The 21253-nt window shown below is 34.9% G+C and carries 19 protein-coding genes; 14 read left to right on the forward strand and 5 right to left on the reverse strand.

Annotation, left to right across the window (positions count from 1 at the left end; genetic code table 11):
- The first annotated feature begins 499 nt into the window (after positions 1–499).
- From FYC62_RS16760 to FYC62_RS16785, 6 genes are all read left to right on the forward strand, one after another.
- Complete coding sequence (locus FYC62_RS16760) at positions 500–2956, forward strand: TonB-dependent receptor domain-containing protein (protein ID WP_149075771.1); 2457 nt, start codon at positions 500–502, stop codon at positions 2954–2956.
- Positions 2957–3045: 89 nt separating this feature from the next.
- Positions 3046–3657 carry a hypothetical protein gene (locus FYC62_RS16765; RefSeq protein ID WP_149075772.1) on the forward strand — a complete coding sequence of 204 codons (612 nt, stop codon included), beginning with the start codon at positions 3046–3048 and terminating at the stop codon, positions 3655–3657.
- The gene (locus tag FYC62_RS16770; RefSeq protein ID WP_149075773.1) at positions 3657–3947 is read left to right on the forward strand and encodes a winged helix-turn-helix domain-containing protein; all 291 of its coding nucleotides are present in this window, start codon (positions 3657–3659) and stop codon (positions 3945–3947) included. The genes FYC62_RS16765 and FYC62_RS16770 overlap by 1 nt, the downstream gene beginning before the upstream one ends.
- 32 nt (positions 3948–3979) lie before the next feature.
- A complete protein-coding gene (locus FYC62_RS16775; protein WP_149075774.1) occupies positions 3980–4264 on the forward strand; it encodes a hypothetical protein in 285 nt (94 codons plus the stop codon).
- Between the two features lie 165 nt (positions 4265–4429).
- On the forward strand, positions 4430–7414 hold the full coding sequence (locus FYC62_RS16780; RefSeq protein ID WP_149075775.1) for a glycoside hydrolase family 2 protein: 2985 nt from the start codon (positions 4430–4432) through the stop codon (positions 7412–7414).
- A gap of 50 nt (positions 7415–7464) precedes the next feature.
- Entirely contained in the window at positions 7465–7857 is a 393-nt protein-coding gene (locus FYC62_RS16785; RefSeq protein WP_149075776.1) for a hypothetical protein, read from the forward strand.
- A 61-nt stretch (positions 7858–7918) separates the two neighbouring features.
- On the opposite strand, the gene katG is transcribed toward FYC62_RS16785, so the two are convergent.
- Both katG and FYC62_RS16795 read right to left on the reverse strand, forming a co-directional pair.
- A complete protein-coding gene (gene katG / locus FYC62_RS16790; RefSeq protein WP_149075777.1) occupies positions 7919–10162 on the reverse strand; it encodes a catalase/peroxidase HPI in 2244 nt (747 codons plus the stop codon).
- 237 nt (positions 10163–10399) lie between these two features.
- The gene (locus FYC62_RS16795; RefSeq protein WP_039448414.1) at positions 10400–10777 is read right to left on the reverse strand and encodes a GreA/GreB family elongation factor; all 378 of its coding nucleotides are present in this window, start codon (positions 10775–10777) and stop codon (positions 10400–10402) included.
- A 521-nt stretch (positions 10778–11298) separates the two neighbouring features.
- Here FYC62_RS16795 and kefF point away from each other — a divergent pair.
- On the forward strand, positions 11299–11901 hold the full coding sequence (kefF, locus tag FYC62_RS16800) for a glutathione-regulated potassium-efflux system oxidoreductase KefF (RefSeq protein ID WP_149075778.1): 603 nt from the start codon (positions 11299–11301) through the stop codon (positions 11899–11901).
- A gap of 2 nt (positions 11902–11903) precedes the next feature.
- Positions 11904–13766 (forward strand): monovalent cation:proton antiporter-2 (CPA2) family protein, encoded by a 1863-nt coding sequence (locus FYC62_RS16805; RefSeq protein ID WP_149075779.1) that lies wholly within the window; start codon positions 11904–11906, stop codon positions 13764–13766.
- Here FYC62_RS16805 and purN read toward each other — a convergent pair.
- Positions 13763–14344, reverse strand: a complete 582-nt coding sequence (gene purN / locus FYC62_RS16810) for a phosphoribosylglycinamide formyltransferase (RefSeq protein WP_149075780.1) — start codon at positions 14342–14344, stop codon at positions 13763–13765. The genes FYC62_RS16805 and purN overlap by 4 nt on opposite strands.
- A 194-nt stretch (positions 14345–14538) precedes the next feature.
- Between purN and FYC62_RS16815 the strand changes: the two genes are divergently transcribed.
- The 4 genes from FYC62_RS16815 (at position 14539) to FYC62_RS16830 (ending at position 18240) form a co-directional block, all read left to right on the forward strand.
- Positions 14539–15228, forward strand: a complete 690-nt coding sequence (locus FYC62_RS16815; protein WP_149075781.1) for a response regulator transcription factor — start codon at positions 14539–14541, stop codon at positions 15226–15228.
- A complete protein-coding gene (locus FYC62_RS16820; RefSeq protein ID WP_149075782.1) occupies positions 15218–16579 on the forward strand; it encodes a sensor histidine kinase in 1362 nt (453 codons plus the stop codon). The genes FYC62_RS16815 and FYC62_RS16820 overlap by 11 nt, the downstream gene beginning before the upstream one ends.
- A 208-nt stretch (positions 16580–16787) precedes the next feature.
- Positions 16788–17618 (forward strand): hypothetical protein, encoded by an 831-nt coding sequence (locus FYC62_RS16825; protein ID WP_149075783.1) that lies wholly within the window; start codon positions 16788–16790, stop codon positions 17616–17618.
- Positions 17619–17688: 70 nt separating this feature from the next.
- Positions 17689–18240, forward strand: coding sequence for a type 1 glutamine amidotransferase domain-containing protein (locus FYC62_RS16830; RefSeq protein WP_149075784.1), 552 nt, complete (start codon positions 17689–17691; stop codon positions 18238–18240).
- A gap of 135 nt (positions 18241–18375) precedes the next feature.
- On the opposite strand, the gene FYC62_RS16835 is transcribed toward FYC62_RS16830, so the two are convergent.
- Both FYC62_RS16835 and FYC62_RS16840 read right to left on the reverse strand, forming a co-directional pair.
- Positions 18376–19107 (reverse strand): family 16 glycoside hydrolase, encoded by a 732-nt coding sequence (locus FYC62_RS16835; RefSeq protein WP_149075785.1) that lies wholly within the window; start codon positions 19105–19107, stop codon positions 18376–18378.
- A gap of 228 nt (positions 19108–19335) precedes the next feature.
- Entirely contained in the window at positions 19336–19674 is a 339-nt protein-coding gene (locus FYC62_RS16840) for a single-stranded DNA-binding protein (RefSeq protein WP_039448324.1), read from the reverse strand.
- Between the two features lie 198 nt (positions 19675–19872).
- Between FYC62_RS16840 and FYC62_RS16845 the strand changes: the two genes are divergently transcribed.
- Both FYC62_RS16845 and FYC62_RS16850 read left to right on the forward strand, forming a co-directional pair.
- A complete protein-coding gene (locus tag FYC62_RS16845) occupies positions 19873–20223 on the forward strand; it encodes a DUF2116 family Zn-ribbon domain-containing protein (RefSeq protein WP_149075786.1) in 351 nt (116 codons plus the stop codon).
- Between the two features lie 73 nt (positions 20224–20296).
- Positions 20297–21079 (forward strand): hypothetical protein, encoded by a 783-nt coding sequence (locus FYC62_RS16850; protein WP_149075787.1) that lies wholly within the window; start codon positions 20297–20299, stop codon positions 21077–21079.
- The last annotated feature ends 174 nt before the right edge of the window (positions 21080–21253 follow it).

Below are 21253 nucleotides of genomic sequence, written 5' to 3' on the forward strand. Positions count from 1 at the left end.
TAAAGAGCGAGAGCCTGACTTGTGCTTATGCAATAAAAGCACTAAATAAAAATGAGTCCAAAGTATAAGTTTAACAATTTCTATTCAGTGCCATCTTAGGGGTTTAATAGAAATAGATGTATTACAGTGATACAAGCACAAGTCGGGCTTTTGCTCTGTCTAGCCCGCTAAGACTTGCGCTAGTAAGGTCATGCCGCCCCGACTCAACTTTCAAACCAATGAATTCTAAAGTTTCTCAATATTGCCTGGGAGGCTTTTTTGTTTTCTAAATAATCTATTTCAATATATTTATCACTTGTGAAATTAACTCCATGAGCTCGTTCCACCTCTCATTTGATTCATTTTCATCCGTTTTTAAGCTTAAACTTCTGGAAATTTACATCATGTATTTTAAACAATTGATGTTCTTCAATCCCATAGCGTTTGAATGCTAATTACCTGTCATGACTTTAATACCTTACAGTAGAGGGGAATCTTTATCTTTACCCAATTTTAAAAAATGAAAAAGAAAATATTTGCGTTAGTACTATTTCTAGGACTTGTTTCTACCAGTTTTGCTCAATATCAAATTAAAGGTCGGGTTTTAGATTCCTTAACTAAAACACCTATAGAATATGCCAGTATTGGTGTGTTTAGTGCTGCTGATGCTAAAGTTGTAAACGGTAAAATTAGCGATGAAAAAGGCGCTTTTAACATCACAGGCTTAAAAGCTGGTGTATATAACCTTAAAATAGACTTCATCGGCTATCAATCAAAAAGCATTAATAACATCAAGCTTGAAGCTGATAAAACTATAGATTTCGGCATCATCTTACTTAAAGGTACAGCGCAATTACTTAGCGAGGTAAAAATAGAAAGTAACCGCAACAACCCTATCAATAAAATAGATAAGCAGGTTTTTAAGGCAGACCAATTTGAATCTGCTAAAGGAGGCACAGCTATAGATGTGATTAGAAATATGCCATCTATTACAGTTAATGGTGAGGGAGATATCAGATTAAGAGGCTCAACCGGTTTTCTTATTTTATTAAATGGCAAGCCTGTACAGACAGATGCCGCAACATTGCTGAATCAAATTCCAGCAAATGCCATAGAAAATATAGAAATTATTACGGCGCCATCTGCTAAATATGATGCCGATGGTAAATCTGGTATCATCAATATCACCACCAAAAGAGGTGCGGGCGATGGTTTATCTTATGTAGTGAACGTAAATGGAGGATTGCCCAGCGTTAGTAATTACGATAATAAAGAAACACCCAAAAGATACGGCGCCGATGCAACCATCAACTATCAAAAGAATGAATGGGAATTATCTTTTGGAGGCAGTTATCAGCAAAATGATTTGGCTGGTAAAAGGGTAGGAGATGTAAATACAACTATCGGGAATAGGTTTACGTCATTCCCATCAACCGGAGAGCGTAGTTTTGATAGAACCAATTACTCAGCAAGAGCGTCTTTAACCTATACTCCTGATAAAGCAAATACTTTTAATGCTGGTTTTTATGCTGGCCAAAGGAAACAATTTAGGCAGGCTGATATCAATTATAATAATCGTACTACAGATATCAATACAGGAAATATCATCAATGAGTTAGCTTATTATAATGCCAATTTGGTGCTTAGGCAAGGGAATTTTGTTTTAGGTAACCTAGATTATACACATAGCTTCAAAAATAAATCAACCTTAACTTTATCTGGTTTGTATGAGCATGCCAAACTTGAAGGCTTCACCAAAAACAACAACCTCAATATTAATGATGATACCGATACCATACAGTACGTTTTAAATACAGGAACCAGTCCTTTAAATGCGGTAAGGTTGAAATTAGATTATGCTATTAACCTAGGTAAAGGGAAATTAGAAAGTGGTTATCAGTTAAGGTATCAAGAGCAAACAGGTAGTTTCTTATACCAAGAAGCTATTTTAGGAACAGGCAGATTTACCACTGTGCCCGAGTTTAGTGATGATATCAATGTCGTCAACAACATCAATGCTTTTTACACGCAATACGCAGCAAAAGCAGGTAAATTAGAATATACCGGCGGTTTACGTTACGAGTATGCCACACGTAGTTTTAAAGCCAATAAAATTGCAAACCCTATCGATTTAAATTTGTCTAACCTTTTTCCATCTCTAAACTTACTTTACACGTTTGATAAAGGCTATAAATTAAAAGGTGGTTTTAGTAGAAGGGTGCAAAGGTCTACCAATAACGAGTTAAACCCTTATGCAGAGAGAGAACATTCTGAAACATTAGAACAGGGCGACCCTACTATCCTTCCAGAGTTTATCAATTTAACAGAGTTAGGTTTGATAAAAGATTTTACTAAAGGCTCTGTTTTTGCTACTTTATACAACCAGCAAATTAGCAATGTGGTAAACCGCGTGAATAGTGTGTATGCTGATACTGTTTTAAACAGAATTTATACCAATGCTGGCGATGCTAGCCTTTGGGGGATAGAAACAGGGCTGAATGTGAAACCTATAAAATGGTGGTCGGCCTATGTTGGCGTAAATATTTACGATTACCAAATAAAAGGGGCGCTGTTTAATAATACAGTAGCTGTAAATAATTCTGGTTTGGCCTATTCTATCAATACCAACCATAGTTTTAGTGCAGGAAAAAATACCAGCATACAGTTTAACCTTAATTATTTATCAGAACGACCAACTGCCCAAGGCGAGGATTCTAGATTTATAGTGCCTAATTCATCTGTAAAGCAAAGCTTTTTAAATGGTAGGTTAACAGCTAGCCTACTTTGGCAAAACATGAGTTTAGGGATGATTAATAGCAACGAACAACGCATCACTACCCGCGGTAGAGATTTCTTTACCACAACCAATTACATTCATGAGAAAGATATCTTCATGATTAACCTAAGCTTTAACCTAAACCCTTTAACCAAAAAGTTAAAACTACCTAGTAGCGAGTTTGGGGAGAGAGAGTTTTAAGTTTTAAAAAACATCCACAAAAAAATAAGCAATAAATAATTGCAGATATGAATATTTATATTTTACTTTGTATTTCAAAGTACTTTTAAATGAAAGAAAAATATCTAGAAGATATCAAAGAAATTAAGGAAATCATGAACCGCTCAACAAGGTTTATTTCTTTAAGTGGCTTGTCTGGTGTTTCTACGGGTTTAATAGCATTGGCTGGGCTTACAGCGGCATATCTTATCGTTTTCCAAAAACAAAACTGGTTAATAGAACAAGCTGTAAGTATAGATGCTACAAACTTATTTTATTTATTACTTATTGCTGTGGTAACGCTAGGCCTGTCTATTGGCTCGGCTATTTTCTTCACTACGCAAAAAGCTATCAAGCAAAGTCAAAAAGTTTGGGATCAGCAAAGTAAAAGATTGCTGGTTAATTTAGCTATTCCTTTACTTACTGGTGGTTTGCTATGTTTATTGCTTTTATTTAAGGGTTTTATTGGGTTTTTGCCAGCTTTAACACTTGTTTTTTATGGCTTAGCACTTATCAATGCGAGTAAATACACATGGCCAGAGCTCAGAAATTTAGGTTTGTTTGAGATTATTCTAGGTTTAATAGCTATGCAATTTATAGCATATAGCCTTTTGCTGTGGGCTTTAGGTTTTGGAGTTATCCAAGTTATTTATGGTTTAATTGTCCAAAAGAAATACAAATAGTGAAGGAAGTCTTAAAAGATTTAGACAAAGCATTTGAAAACAGAATTCGGTTAGGAATTATGTCTGCCTTGGTTGTAAACGACTATATAGATTATACTTCCTTGAAAGAGCTTCTAGATGTTACCGATGGTAACTTAGCTAGCCATTTAAAATCTTTAGAGAAATGTGGTTATGTAAGCTATGAGAAAGCCTTTGTAGACCGTAAACCTAATACCAATTACACTGCAACAGAAAAAGGTAAAGAAGCATTTATCAAACATATAAAAGCGATAGAGCAACTTCTGCAATAGAAATATCAATAAAAAAATAAAATTTTAAGATTATGAAAATGAAAAGCTTAATCATCATTTTAGGGGTAGTGGGTGCAATATTGCTTATTCCATTCATCGCTATGCAATTTACTTCAGAAGTAGATTGGTCTTTGTTCGATTTTATCCTTATGGGGATATTATTGACTGGTACAGGTTTATTAATCGAATTAGTTATCAGAAAAATAAAAACCAATCCGCAGAGGTTAATGGTGTTGGGAGTTATTCTACTTGGTTTCTTTTTAATTTGGGTAGAATTAGCAGTAGGTATATTTGGGTCTCCTTTTGCAGGGAGTTAGGTTTTAATCGATATTTAGGATTCATGAAATCATTCTAAAGGGCAGCAATGCTCTTTTTTTATGCTTTAATTTTGTGTTTTCACTATTTCTATCAATAAAAATTTAAATTTGATTAAATAAAGCCTAATTAAATAAACGCCTCTTAACAGAGCACACAACCATTTTATGAGAAAATATAGATACCGCTATTTTAGCCTTTTTCTTGGGTTTACATTTTTAAGTGTATTTTGTACAAGTATTCAGGCGCAAACCCAAGAAAGAGCTAAATACAATTTTAATGCTGCATGGAAACTTTTTGTTGGAGATGTAGCAGAAGCACAATCACCAGATTTTAACGATAAAGATTGGAAAGCAGTTACATTGCCAAGTGCTTGGAATGAAGATGCCGCTTTTAAACTACCTATTCATGAGCATCCAACAGGGATAGTTTGGTATAGAAAGCACTTTGTTATACCAGCATCAGCTAAAGGAAATAAAGTTTTTTTAGAATTTGAAGGTATTAGGCAAGCCGGAGATTTTTATGTAAACGGTAAACATATTGGCTTTCATGAAAATGGTATCACAGCTTTTGGTTTTGATATTAGCGATGTTATAAAACCCGGTGAAGAAAATATTATTGCCGTAAGGATAGATAATGCCTGGGATTACAGAGAGCGAGCTACAAAAACCAAATACCAGTGGAGCGATAAAAACTTTAATGCCAATTACGGTGGTATCACTAAAAATGTTTGGCTACACGTTACTAGCAAGCTTTATCAAACTTTGCCTTTATTCTCTTCTTTACAAACTACAGGACCATACATTTATGGGCAAAATTTTAATATAGCTAAGAAGAGAATGACTTTAGTAGCCCAAACTGAGGTTAAAAATGAATATCAGGAAGATAAAATATTTGATTATGAAGTTGAAGTAAAAGATATAGAAGGGAAAATCATTAAACTAATCCATGGAGGTAAAGTAGCCATTAAGGCCGGAGAAACTAAAGAAATTAAGGCTCAAGCTGCTTTAACAGATGTTAATTTTTGGAGTTGGGGTTACGGATATTTATACACCATCAATACCAAATTAAAAATAAACGGCCAGCTGATAGATGAAGTGGCTACCAAAACCGGTTTTAGAAAGGTAGAATACCAAAATGGCATGGTTTACCTTAACGATAGAGTTTTGATGATGAAAGGCTATGCTCAACGCACCAGTAATGAGTGGCCCGCTTTAGGGCTTTCTGTAGCGCCTTGGTTAAGTGATTACAGCAATGGCTTGATGGTAGAAAGCAATGCTAATTTGGTTAGATGGATGCATATTGCCCCTTGGAAACAAGATATTGAATCTTGTGATAGAGTTGGCTTAATACAAGCTATGCCTGCTGGCGATGCTGAAGCCGATGTACAAGGCGTAAGATGGCAGCAGCGTGTTCAGGTGATGCAAGATGCCATAATCTATAACAGAAATGCACCAAGTATTTTCTTTTACGAGAGTGGTAACGATGGGATTAGTGAGGCACACATGCTTGAAATGAAAGCATTAAAAGAAAAGTACGACCCACACGGAGGAAGAGCGATAGGTTCTAGGGAAATGCTAGACAGCAAAGTGGCAGAGTATGGTGGCGAGATGTTATACATCAACAAAAGTGCTGATATACCTTTATGGGCAACAGAATATTCTAGGGACGAAGGCTTAAGAAAATATTGGGATGAATTTAGTCCGCCTTTTCATAAAGATGGCGATGGGCCTCTTTACAAAAATATGCCAGCCAGAGAGTATAACAGAAACCAAGATTCTCATGCCATAGAAAACGTTATCAGGTGGTTTGATTATTGGCGAGAAAGACCTGGTACCGGAAAACGTGTAAGTTCTGGCGGTGTAAACATCATTTTCTCTGATTCTAATACCCACTTCAGAGGGGAAGAAAATTACCGAAGAAGCGGCGAGGTTGATGCACTTAGAATTGCTAAAGATGGTTTTTACGCCCACCAAGTGATGTGGGATGGCTGGGTTGATGTAGAAAATCATCGGGTACATATTATTGGGCATTGGAATTATCAAAAAGGAACGGTTAAAAACATATATGTTATTGCTTCCGGAGAAAAAACTGAGCTATTCATCAATGGTAAATCAAAAGGTTATGGAGAGCGCAGCCATAATTTCTTATTCACTTTTAAGAATATTGCTTGGGAACCTGGTGTCATAAAAGCTATTAGTTACGATGCAGCCGGTAAAATATTAGCTCAAAAAGAAATAAAAACTGCTGGCGAGCCTTATGCTTTGCGTTTAAGTAAGATGATGAATCCCGTTGGCTTTAAAGCCGATGGCGCAGATTTAGTTTTGGCAGAAGTTGAGGTTATTGATCAAGCAGGAAACCGTTGTCCTACGGCTTTAAACATGATTAATTTTAGTTTGGAAGGCGAAGCCGAGTGGCGAGGTGGTTTAGCACAGGGCGCTGATAATTATATTTTAGCCAAGAATTTACCGGTTGAGTGTGGTGTAAACCGAGTTTTAATTCGCTCTACCACCAACGCTGGTAAGATAATGTTAACCGCAAAAGCAGCAGGTTTACAAAGTGCCTTACTAGAATTTAGTTCTATCCCGGTTAAGGTAGAAGGCGGTTTGTCAAAAGAAATGCCAGCTGATGGTTTAAAGCCTCTATTAAAAAGAGGGCCAACACCATTAAGTCCATCTTATCAAGTGTCTGGAAAAACTTTAGAAATTAAGTCTATTAAAGCAGGTGCAAATCAAGATGTCTCTTTTGCAAGTATAGATGATAATGAATTAAGCGATTGGTCTAACGATGGTAATTTAGCTACCGCTTGGATTACTTATACATTTAAAGAAGCTTCAGTAGTAAATGAGCTTAATCTTAAGCTTAATAATTTCAGAACTAGGATTTATCCACTTCAAATAAAGGTTGATGATCAAGTGGTTTTTGAGGGCAATACCCAAAAAAGTTTAGGCTATTTTAAAGCTATTTGCAAACCTGTAAAAGGCAAAACACTAACTATTAGGTTAATGCGGGAGAACTCTGGTAAAGATGATAGCCAGATTGCAGCAGAAATGGGAGGTAAAAAGTTGGATGATGGTATAGCAAGAAATGATGCAAATGCAAAAGGTAAGCTCAGCATCATTGAGGTAGAGATTATTCAAATAGTTAAATAAATTTTTATAAATTACACTAATAATTAATATAAATCCTAAAATTAAAACAAATGAAAAGAATCTTTTTAAGTGTAATTTTTGCCTTAACAATAGTTTGTGCGGTACAAGCTCAAGAAGCTAAACCTGCTATGTCCAAAGAACAAGCAGCTGCTCTTAAGGAAGCTAGAGCTAAAGAAGAACAAGAAATTTTTGCTAAATCGGGTTTAACTGACGCAGATATTGTTCAGGTGAAAGCAATTTCAAAAGAAATAGATCAGAAAGTACGTGAAGTAAAAAAAGAGCAAATTTCTGAAGAAGACCAAAAAGCTAAACTTAAAGTATTGAGTGCTGAACGAAAAGAAAAAATCATTGCGGCTATTGGTGAAGCAAAATATAAAGCTTGGCAACAAGAAAGAAAAGCTGTTGCGGATGCTAAAAAAGCTGCTGCTCCTACAACAAACTAAAAATAAAAAAGGTGGTTTAGAAAAACTAAACCACCTAAACATATATACTGATTGGCTTAAATTAAGCTAATTCAAAACGGTCAAGATTCATTACTTTGTTCCAAGCGGCAACAAAGTCTTTTACAAATTTTTCTTGTCCGTCTGCACATCCATAAACTTCTGCAATAGCTCTTAATTCAGAATTAGAACCAAAAATTAAGTCTACTCTTGTACCTGTCCATTTTACAGCGCCAGTTTTACGGTCTCTACCTTCAAATACATTTTTAGCATCTGCTGTAGCTTGCCATGTGGTGCCAAAGTCTAATAAATTCACAAAGAAATCATTAGATAATACTGCTGTACGGTTGGTAAATACACCATGTTTAGAACCATCAAAGTTTGCGTTTAATACACGTAAACCACCAACTAAAGCAGTCATTTCTGGTGTAGTAAGTGTTAAAAGTTGTGCTTTATCTACCAATAACTCTTCTGGTGAAGCGGTATGATGTGTTTTTAAATAGTTGCGGAAACCATCAGCATGTGGCTCTAAAACTGCAAAAGAATCAACATCTGTTTGTTCTTGAGAAGCATCTGTACGACCAGGAGTGAAAGGTACTTCAACATGGAAGCCAGCATTTTTCGCAGCTTGCTCAATACCTGCACATCCACCCAGTACAATTAAATCAGCAAGAGAAACTAATTTTCCATCAGTTTGAGCTGCATTAAAGTCTCTTTGTATTAGCTCTAATTTATCTAACACTTTAGCTAATTGAGAAGGATTGTTAACTTCCCAATATTTCTGAGGCGTTAAACGTATACGAGCACCATTAGCGCCACCACGTTTATCAGAACCTCTGAAAGTAGAAGCAGAAGCCCAAGCTGTAGATACCAATTCTGAGACGCTTAATCCTGATGCTAGTATACTTGCTTTTAAAGCAGCAATATCTTGGCTATCTATTAATTTATGTGTTACAGCCGGAACTGGATCTTGCCAAATTAATTCTTCCGCAGGTACTTCTGGACCTAAATAACGAGATTTTGGTCCCATATCGCGGTGCGTTAATTTAAACCATGCTCTTGCAAAAGCATCTGCAAATTCATCAGGGTTTTCGTAAAAACGTCTTGATATTTTTTCGTAAGCTGGGTCTATCCTTAAAGCTAAATCTGTAGTTAGCATAAACGGAGCATGTTTTTTAGCTGAGTTATGTGCATCAGGTACAGTACCTTCGCCAGCGCCATTTTTTGGTCTCCATTGGTGTGCTCCGGCAGGGCTTTTAGTTAATTCCCACTCAAAACCAAAAAGATTTTCAAAGTAATTATTACTCCATTTTGTAGGCGTAGTTGTCCACGCACCTTCTAATCCGCTGGTAATGGTATCTTCACCGTTTCCAGTGCCGTAAGTGTTTTTCCAGCCTTGGCTTTGCTCTTCTATCCCGGCTCCTGCAGGTTCTTTACCCACATATTTGCTAGGGTCGGCAGCGCCGTGTGTTTTACCAAAGGTATGTCCACCAGCTATTAAAGCAACTGTTTCTTCGTCGTTCATCGCCATACGGGCAAAAGTTTCACGAATATCACGAGCAGAAGCTAGTGGGTCTGGGTTACCATTTGGTCCTTCTGGGTTAACATAAATTAAACCCATTTGTACAGCAGCAAGAGGGTTTTCTAAATGACGGTCGCCACTATAACGCTTATCGCCTAACCACTCTGCCTCAGAACCCCAATAAATATCTTCTTCTGGTTCCCAAACATCATCACGGCCACCACCAAAACCAAAAGTTTTGAAACCCATAGATTCTAGCGCACAGTTACCTGCTAAAATCATTAAATCTGCCCAAGAAAGTTTCTTGCCATATTTTTGTTTGATAGGCCAAAGTAATAATCTTGCTTTATCTAAGTTGGCATTATCTGGCCAACTGTTTAAAGGCGCAAAACGTTGTGTTCCTGCTCCTGCACCACCTCTTCCGTCGGCAATACGATAAGTACCGGCACTATGCCATGCCATACGAATAAAAAACGGACCGTAATGACCGTAATCTGCCGGCCACCAGTCTTGCGAGGTAGTCATTAACTCATATATATCTTGCTTAACAGCGTTAAGGTCTAAAGATTTAAATTCTTCGGCATAATTAAAATCCTTATCCATAGGGTCAGACAAATTAGAGTGCTGACGAAGAATATTTAACTTTAATTGATTTGGCCACCAGTCGCTGTTTCTGGTACCACCGCCTGCACTTTTTCTAAGTGCTCCGCTAGAGAAAGGGCATTTTGCTGCGCCGCCTTCATTAACATCAGCTAAGGTTGTTTTTAAATCTTTTTTCTCTTCCATTACAATAATATTTATGTATGATATATAATTTTTTCTGAACTCTAAATTAAAGGTATAGGCATGATAATTTTCATCTATATTTCTGATAAGGATATAGCGAAAATCTATTAAGTATAAAATGATGCTTCAAGATAAGCAAATTATTAACAATAAATTAGCTTATTTCTTAAGAGGGATGGTTTTGAATAAAAACTATTGCTAGCTTTTCAAAAGCCAGCAATAGTTACTAATGTTTGCTTAGGGTTGAGCAACCCTTTTAATGATGAAATTTTGTATCCCGCTAGGCATTTCCCAGCTTACTTTTACACCTTCCTGATAGCCTAATACCGCTATCGCCATAGGGCTAAATACTGATATTTTATTTTCTTTCATATTGGCTTCTTCTACAGGAACAATCTGAAAAGAAAAGGTTTTCTTACTTGTTAAATCCTCAATAACTACTTGAGCGTATAAACCAATAACGTTTTCTGGAAGGTTGCCTGTTTTAATAATACTTGCATGCTTAAGCTCTTCCATGAGTTTTTTTCTGTTAAAATCAGAAAGTACTGAGGTTTTGAAATGTTTTTCTAGTAATTGATGTTCTTTTAAACCTAATATTAATTGTTCTTTTGTCATGTCTTTATTTTCTATGTTATAAAACATGGTTCAAATAATAAATGCTTACCACCTTAAATGAGGAGGTATTTTATCATTATACAAAAACCATATAAACTATTTGATAATTTATACCGCCCCATAAAATATCTATGGGGCTTAAGAAATAAAGGCTTTATTTGAAGAAAGTAGCAAGAAATTAAATAGTAATAAGTTTCTAATAGCTATGATTTTAGCTTTATGGTTAGAAACAGTAATAATTGCAAAAAGAATCATCATTATAAACTTAAGAATTAGTAAAACAAGCAGTTTAATGGGGCCCCTTGTGAATTGTTTAAGTTGGGGCTTAAATGATAAAGTCTTTAGAAGAATGAAATTGCGAAGAAGAAACACATGATGAGCTACTCCCTAAAAACATAGGTGCATTTGTTGATGCAAAAAAAACGTTTTGAAGAGAATAAATCATGGTAGATTAAATCATTGTTTCTTATCAAATATAAAGAATTCGGTAACTAATCGGCAATTTTTATTAATTTTCCCTCATGGCTTCGGTACTTATCATATTTGCACATCCGGTTTATGAGAAATCTCGGGTAAACCAATATTTGGTAAAAGCAGTAAAAGGTTTAAAGCAAGTTACTTTTCATGATTTGTATGAACTTTACCCAGATTTTGACATCGATATCAAAAAAGAACAAAAATTATTAGCCAAGCATGATATTATTGTGCTACAGCACCCCTTTTACTGGTATAGCATGCCTCCGCTTTTAAAGCAGTGGCTAGATTTAGTATTAGAATATGGATGGGCTTATGGCAAAGAGGGTACTCAACTGAGAAATAAAAAGCTGTTTAATGCTATAACTACTGGCGGTACTTTTGAAGCTTATCAAAAAGAAGGTCATAATCGTTATACCATTCCAGAGCTTTTATATCCATTAGACCAAACTGCTTTTTTATGTAAAATGACTTATTATCCGCCTTTCATTATTCATGGTACGCATCGTCTAACTGATGTTGAAATGCAGCAATTTGCTCAAGATTATCAACAAATCATTACAGGCTTAAGAGATGATTTATTTCTAGAGGATGATTTGGTAAGTGCTGCTTATATGAATAACTTAATTGACAAACCTTACTCGCTATAGTTATGGATAAATCTTTTCTATTTCAGGCAATTGTTTATTTAGCTTCGGCAGTTATAGGCGTTAATATAGCTAAGCGCCTAGGCTTGGGAACTATTTTAGGCTATTTACTAGCTGGCGTTGCTATTGGTCCGTTTGTTTTAGGTTTTGTGGGCGAAGAAGGGAAAGACATTATGCATGTGTCTGAATTTGGCGTGGTCATGATGCTTTTTGTGATAGGTTTAGAGTTAGAGCCTAACCTTTTATGGCGCATGCGTAAGTTGGTTATAGGTTTAGGTGGGATGCAGGTTTTGGGTACAACCATTGCAATTAGTCTTGCGGCATATTTTTTAGGACAGAGTTGGCAAGCGGCTTTAGCTATTGGCGCAACGCTTTCTTTATCATCAACAGCAATAGTGATGCAAACTTTAAACGAGAAAAGTTTACTCAAAACTTCATCCGGGAATTCCGCATTTGCAGTATTGTTATGTCAAGATATTGCTGTTATTCCCTTATTGGCTGTTTTTCCAATTTTAGCAACAGAGGTGGTTGATAATCAAAGTGCAAGTTTGATTGGAAACTTCTCAGGCTGGCAACAAACTTTAATTGTTTTAGGCGCTATTGCAATCATTATTGTGGCAGGTAAATATGTAGTGGGTCCGGTTTTTAGATGGGTGGCCAAAACCAGACAAAGAGAGTTATTTATGGCAACAGCACTTTTGCTTGTTTTCTTAATTGCAGAATTGATGATTGTAGTAGGTCTAAGTCCTGCTTTAGGGACTTTTTTAGCAGGTGTTGTATTAGCAAATAGCGAGTTTAGGCATGAATTGGAAAGCGATATAGATCCTTTTAAAGGTTTATTATTAGGCTTATTCTTTATATCTGTTGGGTCTACCATAGATTTTGGCTTAGTAAAAGATAATTTTCTGTTAGTAATTGCCTTGGTTTTAGGTTTGATGTTCTTAAAAGGTATTATCTTGTATGTGCTAGGAAAATCTTTCGGTTTAAAAGGCGACCAGAATATGCTCTTTGCAGTTTCTTTAGCGCAAATGGGTGAATTTGCTTTTGTACTTTTTTCTTTTGCTGGTCAGTATGCCTTAATTAGTGCCGGAGATATAGATTTATTAATTGCAGTAGTTGCGCTTAGTATGGCGCTTACACCGCTATTCTTTGTGGTGAATGAAAGGCTTATCTTACCTAAGTATTTCACCAAAGAAAAATCAAACCGTAGGGCTGATGAAATTCATGATAAAAACCCGGTTATTATTGCAGGCTTTGGCAGGTATGGTAATATTGTTGGTCGTTTTTTAAGGGCCAACGGTGTATCTGCAACAGTATTAGATAACGATTCTGATAGGGTAGAGCTATTAAGAAGATTTGGCTATAAGGTTTATTATGGTGATGCATCGAGGTTTGATTTAATGAAAGCCGCAGGAGCAGAAACCGCTAAAATCATTATCATTGCGATGGATACACCACAACAATGTTTAGAAATGGTAGCTATGGTAAAGAAGAATTTCCCTCATCTGAAAATATTGTCTAGAGCGTATGATCGTAATGATTCTTTTGATTTGATGGAGTCTGGTGTGGATTTTATTTATCGTGAAACGCTTGATTCTTCTTTGCGTTTAGGTGCCGATGCTTTACAAATGATTGGTTTTAGAGCTTATCAAACACACAGGGCGGCCCGTACTTTTTTAAAGCATGATGAGCGTGTTCTGGCAGATTTAATCAAACACAGGCATGATAGCAAATCTTACATCAGCGTAGCGAAAGAAAAAATAACCGAGTTAGAAGAGCTTATTTTACGGGATATTAAAGACGAAGGAATTTTAGAAAGAGATAGCGGCTGGGATAGCGATAAGCTAAGAACAGCCCCAAAATCTTAAATGGTTTTCATCTTTTTGATTAAGCCCTCAATAACTTTAGGGAAGTGTTGATGTTCTAACTGCTGCCCTTTAAACTTTATCATTTCTAAATCGTCTGTGGCTTCAATTTTAAACCTCGCTTGTTGTATAACTTCTCCTTCGTCAAAATGCTCGTTTACAAAATGGATGGTAATGCCAGATTCTAGCTCTTTATTTTCTAGAACAGCTAAATGCACTTTATCTCCATACATACCTTTACCACCGTATTTAGGTAATAATGATGGATGTATATTGATGATTTTATTAGGGAATGCTTTTAATAAGTTTTCAGGAACCAACCATAAAAAGCCCGCAAGTACAATTAAATCTATTTGTAAGTTTTTGAGTAATTGTACCACGTCATCGGTCTCTCTAAATTCTTTTCTATCAAAAACATGAGACGGAATTTCAAAGTTATCTGCTCTTTGCAGTACGTAAGCATCAGGATTATTGGTTAAAACAATAGCAACTTCTGCATCATTACTTTTTTTGAAATATTCCATGATTTTTTGGGCATTAGAGCCCGAACCAGAGGCGAAAATAGCTATGCGTTTCTTCAAAACTTCTTAATTTTTGTATCAAAGATAAAAGTTTGAACGTTTTTTAGAAATCCTAAATGAGAAAATGAAACTTAAAGCGAAAAATGAAGTAAAAAATGTTTGTTAAATGTAAATTAAATAAGCTCGATACTTTTTTCTAATTTCATTTTAATATCAAATAGGCAAATTGCCAAGAAGTGCTTAAATAAACATCCATGAATATATTAATTGTTGAAGATGAATTTGATGTTCTTAAAGTGATTAAAAAAGCACTTGAACAAGAAAATTATACGGTTAGTGTAGCTATGGATGGCAATACGGCCTTAAAAATGTGCCTCGAGCATCATTTTGATTTAGTCTTACTTGATGTCATGCTGCCAGAAAAAAATGGTATTGAAGTTTGCCGAAGGTTGAGAAGTGAGGATTACACTGTCCCCATTTTAATGTTAAGTGCGCTAGACTCAACAGAAAATGTAGTTACAGGTTTAGATGTTGGTGCAGATGATTACCTAGCTAAACCCTTTAAATTGGTAGAGCTTCTAGCCCGTATAAAGGCTTTGTTAAGAAGAAAGCAAGCTGTTTTACCCAAGGAAAACAATACCATTAAAATTGCCGATTTAGAATTTAACTCCGAGGCTAGAACTGTTTTTAGAAATGGCGAGGCTATTAATTTAACCGCCACGGAGTATAGGTTGTTAGAGTATTTTATCAAAAACAAGAAAAAAGTATTATCAAGAATAGATATTTTAGAAAATGTTTGGGATGTTACTTATGATTTAGGTACCAACGTGGTTGATGTTTATGTAAATTATCTTCGTAAGAAAATAGATAAAAACGCAAGTCAAAAGCTTATCCACACCAAAGTAGGCATGGGTTATATCTTGAACGACGAATATGAGTTTTAAACAACAGATAACATTAGCTTTTACTGGTTTAACAGCATTAATTTTTTTGATGATTGGTTTGATGATGTATTTTTTAACTGAGAAATACACCCGTCAAGAATATTTTACTCGACTAAAATTACGCTCTGAAGTAGCTGCAAAGGCGGTATTTGGGGCCGATAAATTAAGTAATAACATTTATCAAGAGGTAAGAAAACAACATTTGCAAGCTTTACCTAATGAGAAAGAACACATCATTAAAGTAGAAAACGGAAAACCTATTCTAGATGCAGATGCAAATCTTCCATCGGTATTAATAAGAAAAGTTATACAAAGTAATTATGCAGAGTATACCCAATACGGAACTTATTTTGTAGCCACACTTTACAGAAATTCTCCCAATGAAACTTATATCGTTGCTATTAGTGCTACAGACCCAGTAGGTAAACAAGATTTACAGCGCTTAAAGTTTATTTTATTGTTTTGTTTTTTGGTAATGAGCTTATTGTCTTATTTTATTGGGAATTGGTTTGCTATTCGTTTTACTGCTCCAATTTCTAAAATGATAACCAAAGTGAATAATATTAGCGCTTATAACCTTGATTTACGTTTAGATCCATCAAAAAAGGCTAAAGGAGAAATGGAGAAGCTAGCTATTACATTTAACAATATGCTAGATAGACTAGAAACGGCTTTCCAAATTCAAAATAACTTTGTAAGCAACGCTTCGCATGAATTAAGAACACCTCTAACAGCTATTTTAGGTGCGGCAGAATTAGCACTAATGAATCCGCAGGGGGATAACAAAGAAGCTTTAGAACTTGTTTATAAGCAAGCATCACGCTTAAATGATATAATAAATGGTTTATTAAAATTGGCCCAATCTGGCTATAACTATAAAAAGCAGTTAAATGATGTCATTAGGTTAGATGAGTTATTGCTATCTATCATAGAGGATTTAAATGTTACCAATCCAGATAACCGGGTTCAATTAGATTTTTCTGAACTACCAGAACAAGCTTCTGATTTAGCACTTTTTGGTACAGAACCCTTGTTAAGATTGGCTATTAATAATATTATTCAAAATGCTTGTAAATACTCTGATAATAAGCCGGTTTTAGTTAAATTGTCTACTAAAAAGGATAAAATATGCATACTTGTGTCAGACCAGGGTATCGGTATCCCACAAAAAGATTTAGAACATATTTTTGAACTTTTCTTTAGAGCCTCCAATCATGGTGATAGGATGGGCTTTGGGTTGGGGCTACCACTTTCATATCGTATTTTTAAAGTACATCAAGCTATTTTGGACATACAATCTGTTGAGAGTAAGGGTACAGATGTTTATGTATATTTCAACAAGAAGACTTAATCTCACTAGAAAGAGTCTCATCTATATGATTAAAATCCTCTAATGTTATATAATCCCTATAAAACGGTTTTTTTAGTTTAATACATCATTAAAATTTTAAAGTGCTTGTAAAATTTAATGTCCTTCTAATCTGTTTAATTGCTTTTTAATTTCTGTTTAAATCTGTTTTAAGTGTTGTAACAGATATTTATGAAAAACAATGGAGATTATGAAGACAATCAAAAATATTTTAGTTCCTACCAATTTAACCGTTGGTTCTTTAAGTGTGGTACAATATGCTTTGCATCAGTTTAAAGGCTATGCTTTTAATATTACACTGTTGCATGTTTTGCCATTACCAGACGCTATTTCAGATTTGTTGATGCTATCAAGAAAATCAGATGAAAATGAGCATATTCCGGCCGAATTTCATGAGGCTGTACAAAGGCTTACTTTATTATTCCCACTTCGTATTTCAGGCATCCAGATAGAACATCAATATGGTTTATCCGCTTCAATTTTATCGCAAATCATCACTAGTAAAGAGATAGATTTGATTTTACACTGTAAAACAGTATTTAAAAGTGCCGCCAATAGTGATGAGCAAAAGCTATTGAAATTGCTAGACGAGAGCGCTTATCCGGTGTTGTATGTTCCAGAAGTTCCACTTACTGATACTCCCAAAAACATCAGTTTTATTTTAGAAGAAAATGTAAACTGCGTTGCTATTTTAAAAAATATGTTAGACCAATTGTTGGTACAAGCCCAAACAGAAATAAGATTGGTTGCTGCAATGCCCATAGCAAAAGTTGCAACTTTAATATCGCAATTTAAAAACGAGGTAGAAAAAGGGAAGCTTTTTGGCATTTATAAGTTTTCTATACATATGCTTCAGGGCGAGAGTTATGAAGAATCTGTGATGCAATTTACAGAAGATTTTGAGGTTGATATGATTTTCTTGTTAAAGAAAAAAACATTTTTAAATAGGTATTTTATCAATCAGCATATCCTTAATCAAACATTAAAACAAGCCAGAATTCCAATATTTACACTGGCTTAAAAGTCTGGTATGATTGTTTTGGTTTAGTGTTTGCTTATTCTCAAATATGTTTCACCTAAAAAACATTGTCATGGGAAAATTAAGTCATAAAAGAATCGCTATTTTAAGTGATCATGGTTTTGAGCAATCTGAACTTACAGAACCTAAAAATGCTTTACACGAAGCTGGTGCGTTGGTACACATTGTATCGCCACAAAAAGATAAAATTAAAGCTTGGAATGAGGATAACTGGGGGATAGAAGTTAAAGTGGATATTCATTTAACTGATGCTAAAGCTGATGATTATGATGCTTTACTTATACCAGGCGGTGTAATGAACCCTGATTTTATGCGTAAAAACCAAGATTGTGTAGCATTTGTGAAAGCATTTTTTGATGCTCAAAAGCCTGTTGCCGCTATCTGCCATGGACCGCAATTATTAATAGAAACGGGGCTTTTAGAAGGTAGGAAAATTACTTCTTATCCATCTATCAAAACAGATTTGATAAATGCCGGAGCCTTATGGGAAGATAGCGAAGTCGTGGTAGATGAAGGTTTAGTAACCAGTCGTTCTCCAGAAGATATTCCAGCTTTTAACCGCAGCATGATTGAAGAATTTGCTGGAGTTCAAACAGAAGCTTAGTTTTAAAACTTTAGAAATTTAAGCAGTGTCATTTTTTGGATGACACTGCTTTTTATTTTAATATCAGGTAGCACAAACAAAAATAAAGGTGATGCTGCCTTTATAGCTTATTTATGAGTTAGATAGCTTAGGATATTATTTTTTACTAGCTTCATAAACTCTAAACTTTCTTAACTCATGCGGGCTAGTGCCAACACCTAAAGAAATACTGTTTTTAGGGATTCCAAATTTTTCATGTGTGCCTATTACAGTAACACCATTACAAGTTGCCCTTACCACATTTCCTATAAGTTCTAAACGCAAGGTATACCATTTTCCGGGTTCAAAAGTAGCCGGTTTGTTCATCACGGTAGTGATAACACCTGGTTTCCATTCATCATGTTCTAATACCATACCTAATGCCCGCCCAGTATTGTTAGCATTTGCCCAAACAGAAGCTGCATAAGCTCTTGGATTAAGCTGAGGATTTGTTGCAGAAATTCTACAAGCAGACCATTTACCTTCTTGTGCAAAAAATTTAAACTCTAATTCTATAATGGCATCTTTAAAATTACCTTCATAGGTAAGTACAGGCATGTGACCACTTTCAAAAATGCTTTTTACCGAATTATTTTCTTGCTTCCATTTGGCATGATTAGCCCTTACCCGCCAACCATCAGCCACTTGTTGATATTCCTTAGAATAAACCATGCCGTTGTTAAAATCGTCCTTAAAAAGGAGTTTACCTTTTTTCGCAATAGGAGCATCTTTTTCTTTCTTAACCCTTGCTTGCTCAAACATTTTTTGAGTTTCCCCGATAGTACTTCGCATAGCTGATAAGGCTAGCATACTGCATAGCAGTAATGGTGCAATAAAAATTTTCTTCATTTTATTTTTGATGAATAGGTTTAACAAAGCCACCCGGGGTTGTGGCTACTGATAGCTAAAGTAATCAATCACATCTGAAATATAGCGAAGATTAAAAGAAAATATTTTAAAGCTCAATTTTGACAAGTACAAGAGTTTCTTTTTCCCAACTCATTTATAAGGGAGAGACTGTATAAGACTACTTATATACAACCTCTCCTGATATTGTGCTGGCAGCTAGCATAAATACTACTTCTTGTCTAGCATTAAAATTTCGCTTACTACAATTTCTGTAGAGTAACGTTTGATACCTTCTTTATCTGTATAAGAATTATTAACCAATTTACCTGAGATAGCAACCTCGCTTCCTTTCTTTAAATATTTTTCTGCAATGCCGGCTTGTTTATCCCAAAAAACCAATTGATGCCATTGGGTTTCCTCAACTTTTTCGCCTTTATCATTTTTATAAGTCTCATTGGTGGCGATACGTACTCGAGCTAGTTTTTTCTTTGTTTTTGCAAGTTCTTTAACTTCTGGGTCTGCGCCTAAAAATCCAATTAATGTTACGTTGTTTTTTAAAGTACTCATGATCTTAATTTTTTAAATGTTAATGTTTCTTGATGTTTAACGACCAGCTAGCTTCCTTGCCAACCGACGATACAAAGATGTGGAGCTGCCAGAAAATTAGCCGGATATTAAACGGATATATCCGTATATATCCGGGTATACACGGATAATTTGATTAAATCAACTTAAGTATTATCTTAGTGTTTAAACTTATAACCTATGAGTAAAAATTGTCTAGACTGTGGTAAGCCTATTATGGGCAGAATTGATAAGAAATTTTGCGATGACCAATGTCGCAGTAATCATAATAACAAGAATAAAAACAAAAACAACAGTTTTATAAAAACGGTAAACGCTATTTTACTGCGTAATAAAAAGATTTTGGAAAAGCTAAATCCCGAAGGAAAAACTAAAACCACCTTAGAAAAATTGCAAAAAGCGGGTTTTAATTTTTCTTATCATACCCATCAATTCACTACACAAAAAGGTAGCGTATACACATTTTGTTATGATTATGGTTATTTGCCTTTAGAAAATCATTGGTTTTTGTTGGTGAGGAAGGTGGAGTAGGGTTATTTTGGATGATTATAAGTAAGTGATAAATGTTCAATAGACATAATAGTCATAAAATAAAATACTTTAAATGAATATTAAAAGGGTTACTCTAAGCAATGGAGAATATGTTTGCGATATAGATATTTCAATAAATGAATGGAAAGTTATACTTCAAGATGAAAATTTACTAAATGAGAACTATAGGGATGTGTTAATTAAATTTTATTCTGAACCTAATCACAAATCAACATGCAAAGCTCTTGGAGATAAATACAATGTTTCTCCACAATCATATAACAGTACAATAACAAATTTTGCAAAAGCCGTTCAGAAAAAACTAAACCGCTTTGAAATAATTGGTACAGACGGAAAACCATCATATTGGATAATCCCAATGCAAGGGAGATATATAGGAGGTTTTTTTGAATGGACGTTACGACCTGAATTAGTGCAAGCAATGGAAGAATTGAATTTAAAAGGTAAGCATTTGTTACAAAAAATATATGATGAAGCAATTGAAAATAAAAATTGGGTCTTTTTTGATTGGTTTCCCTCATACAAAAAGTCTGTGCAAGAATTTAAAGAACAAACAATAAATAATAATTGGACAGATACAGTATTTCAAAAATTAGTAAAGGATACAACTAAAAATGGTATTTCAGATTTGCAGCAAGGAAATTTTACTTGGGAAGAATTTGAGAAAATTAAAAACAACTGGTCTGAAATACAACCAATAATAAAAAGCATTGCAGAAGAAAACCAAATAAGTAAAGCTCAATATCAGGAAATTTTAGTTTTTTTGGTAAACAAACTTCGGGGAATAGACCTTCTGGAACTAACAGAGTTGTTGCGGCATTTCTTCCAAACTTAGTAACAACAGTAGTAAATTACAGATATTTAAGAGATGTAATTGCTAATTTAAAGAATAGACTTCCTGATTATCCAATAATTCAAGAAGAATGGTTAAGCGACAATTTTAATTTTATTAACTATTGTAATTCGCATGTTGAGTTCAAAGATTCATGGCACAGTTCTTTATTTGCTT

It is taken from the genome of Pedobacter aquae (assembly GCF_008195825.1).
GTDB lineage: Bacteria > Bacteroidota > Bacteroidia > Sphingobacteriales > Sphingobacteriaceae > Pseudopedobacter > Pseudopedobacter aquae.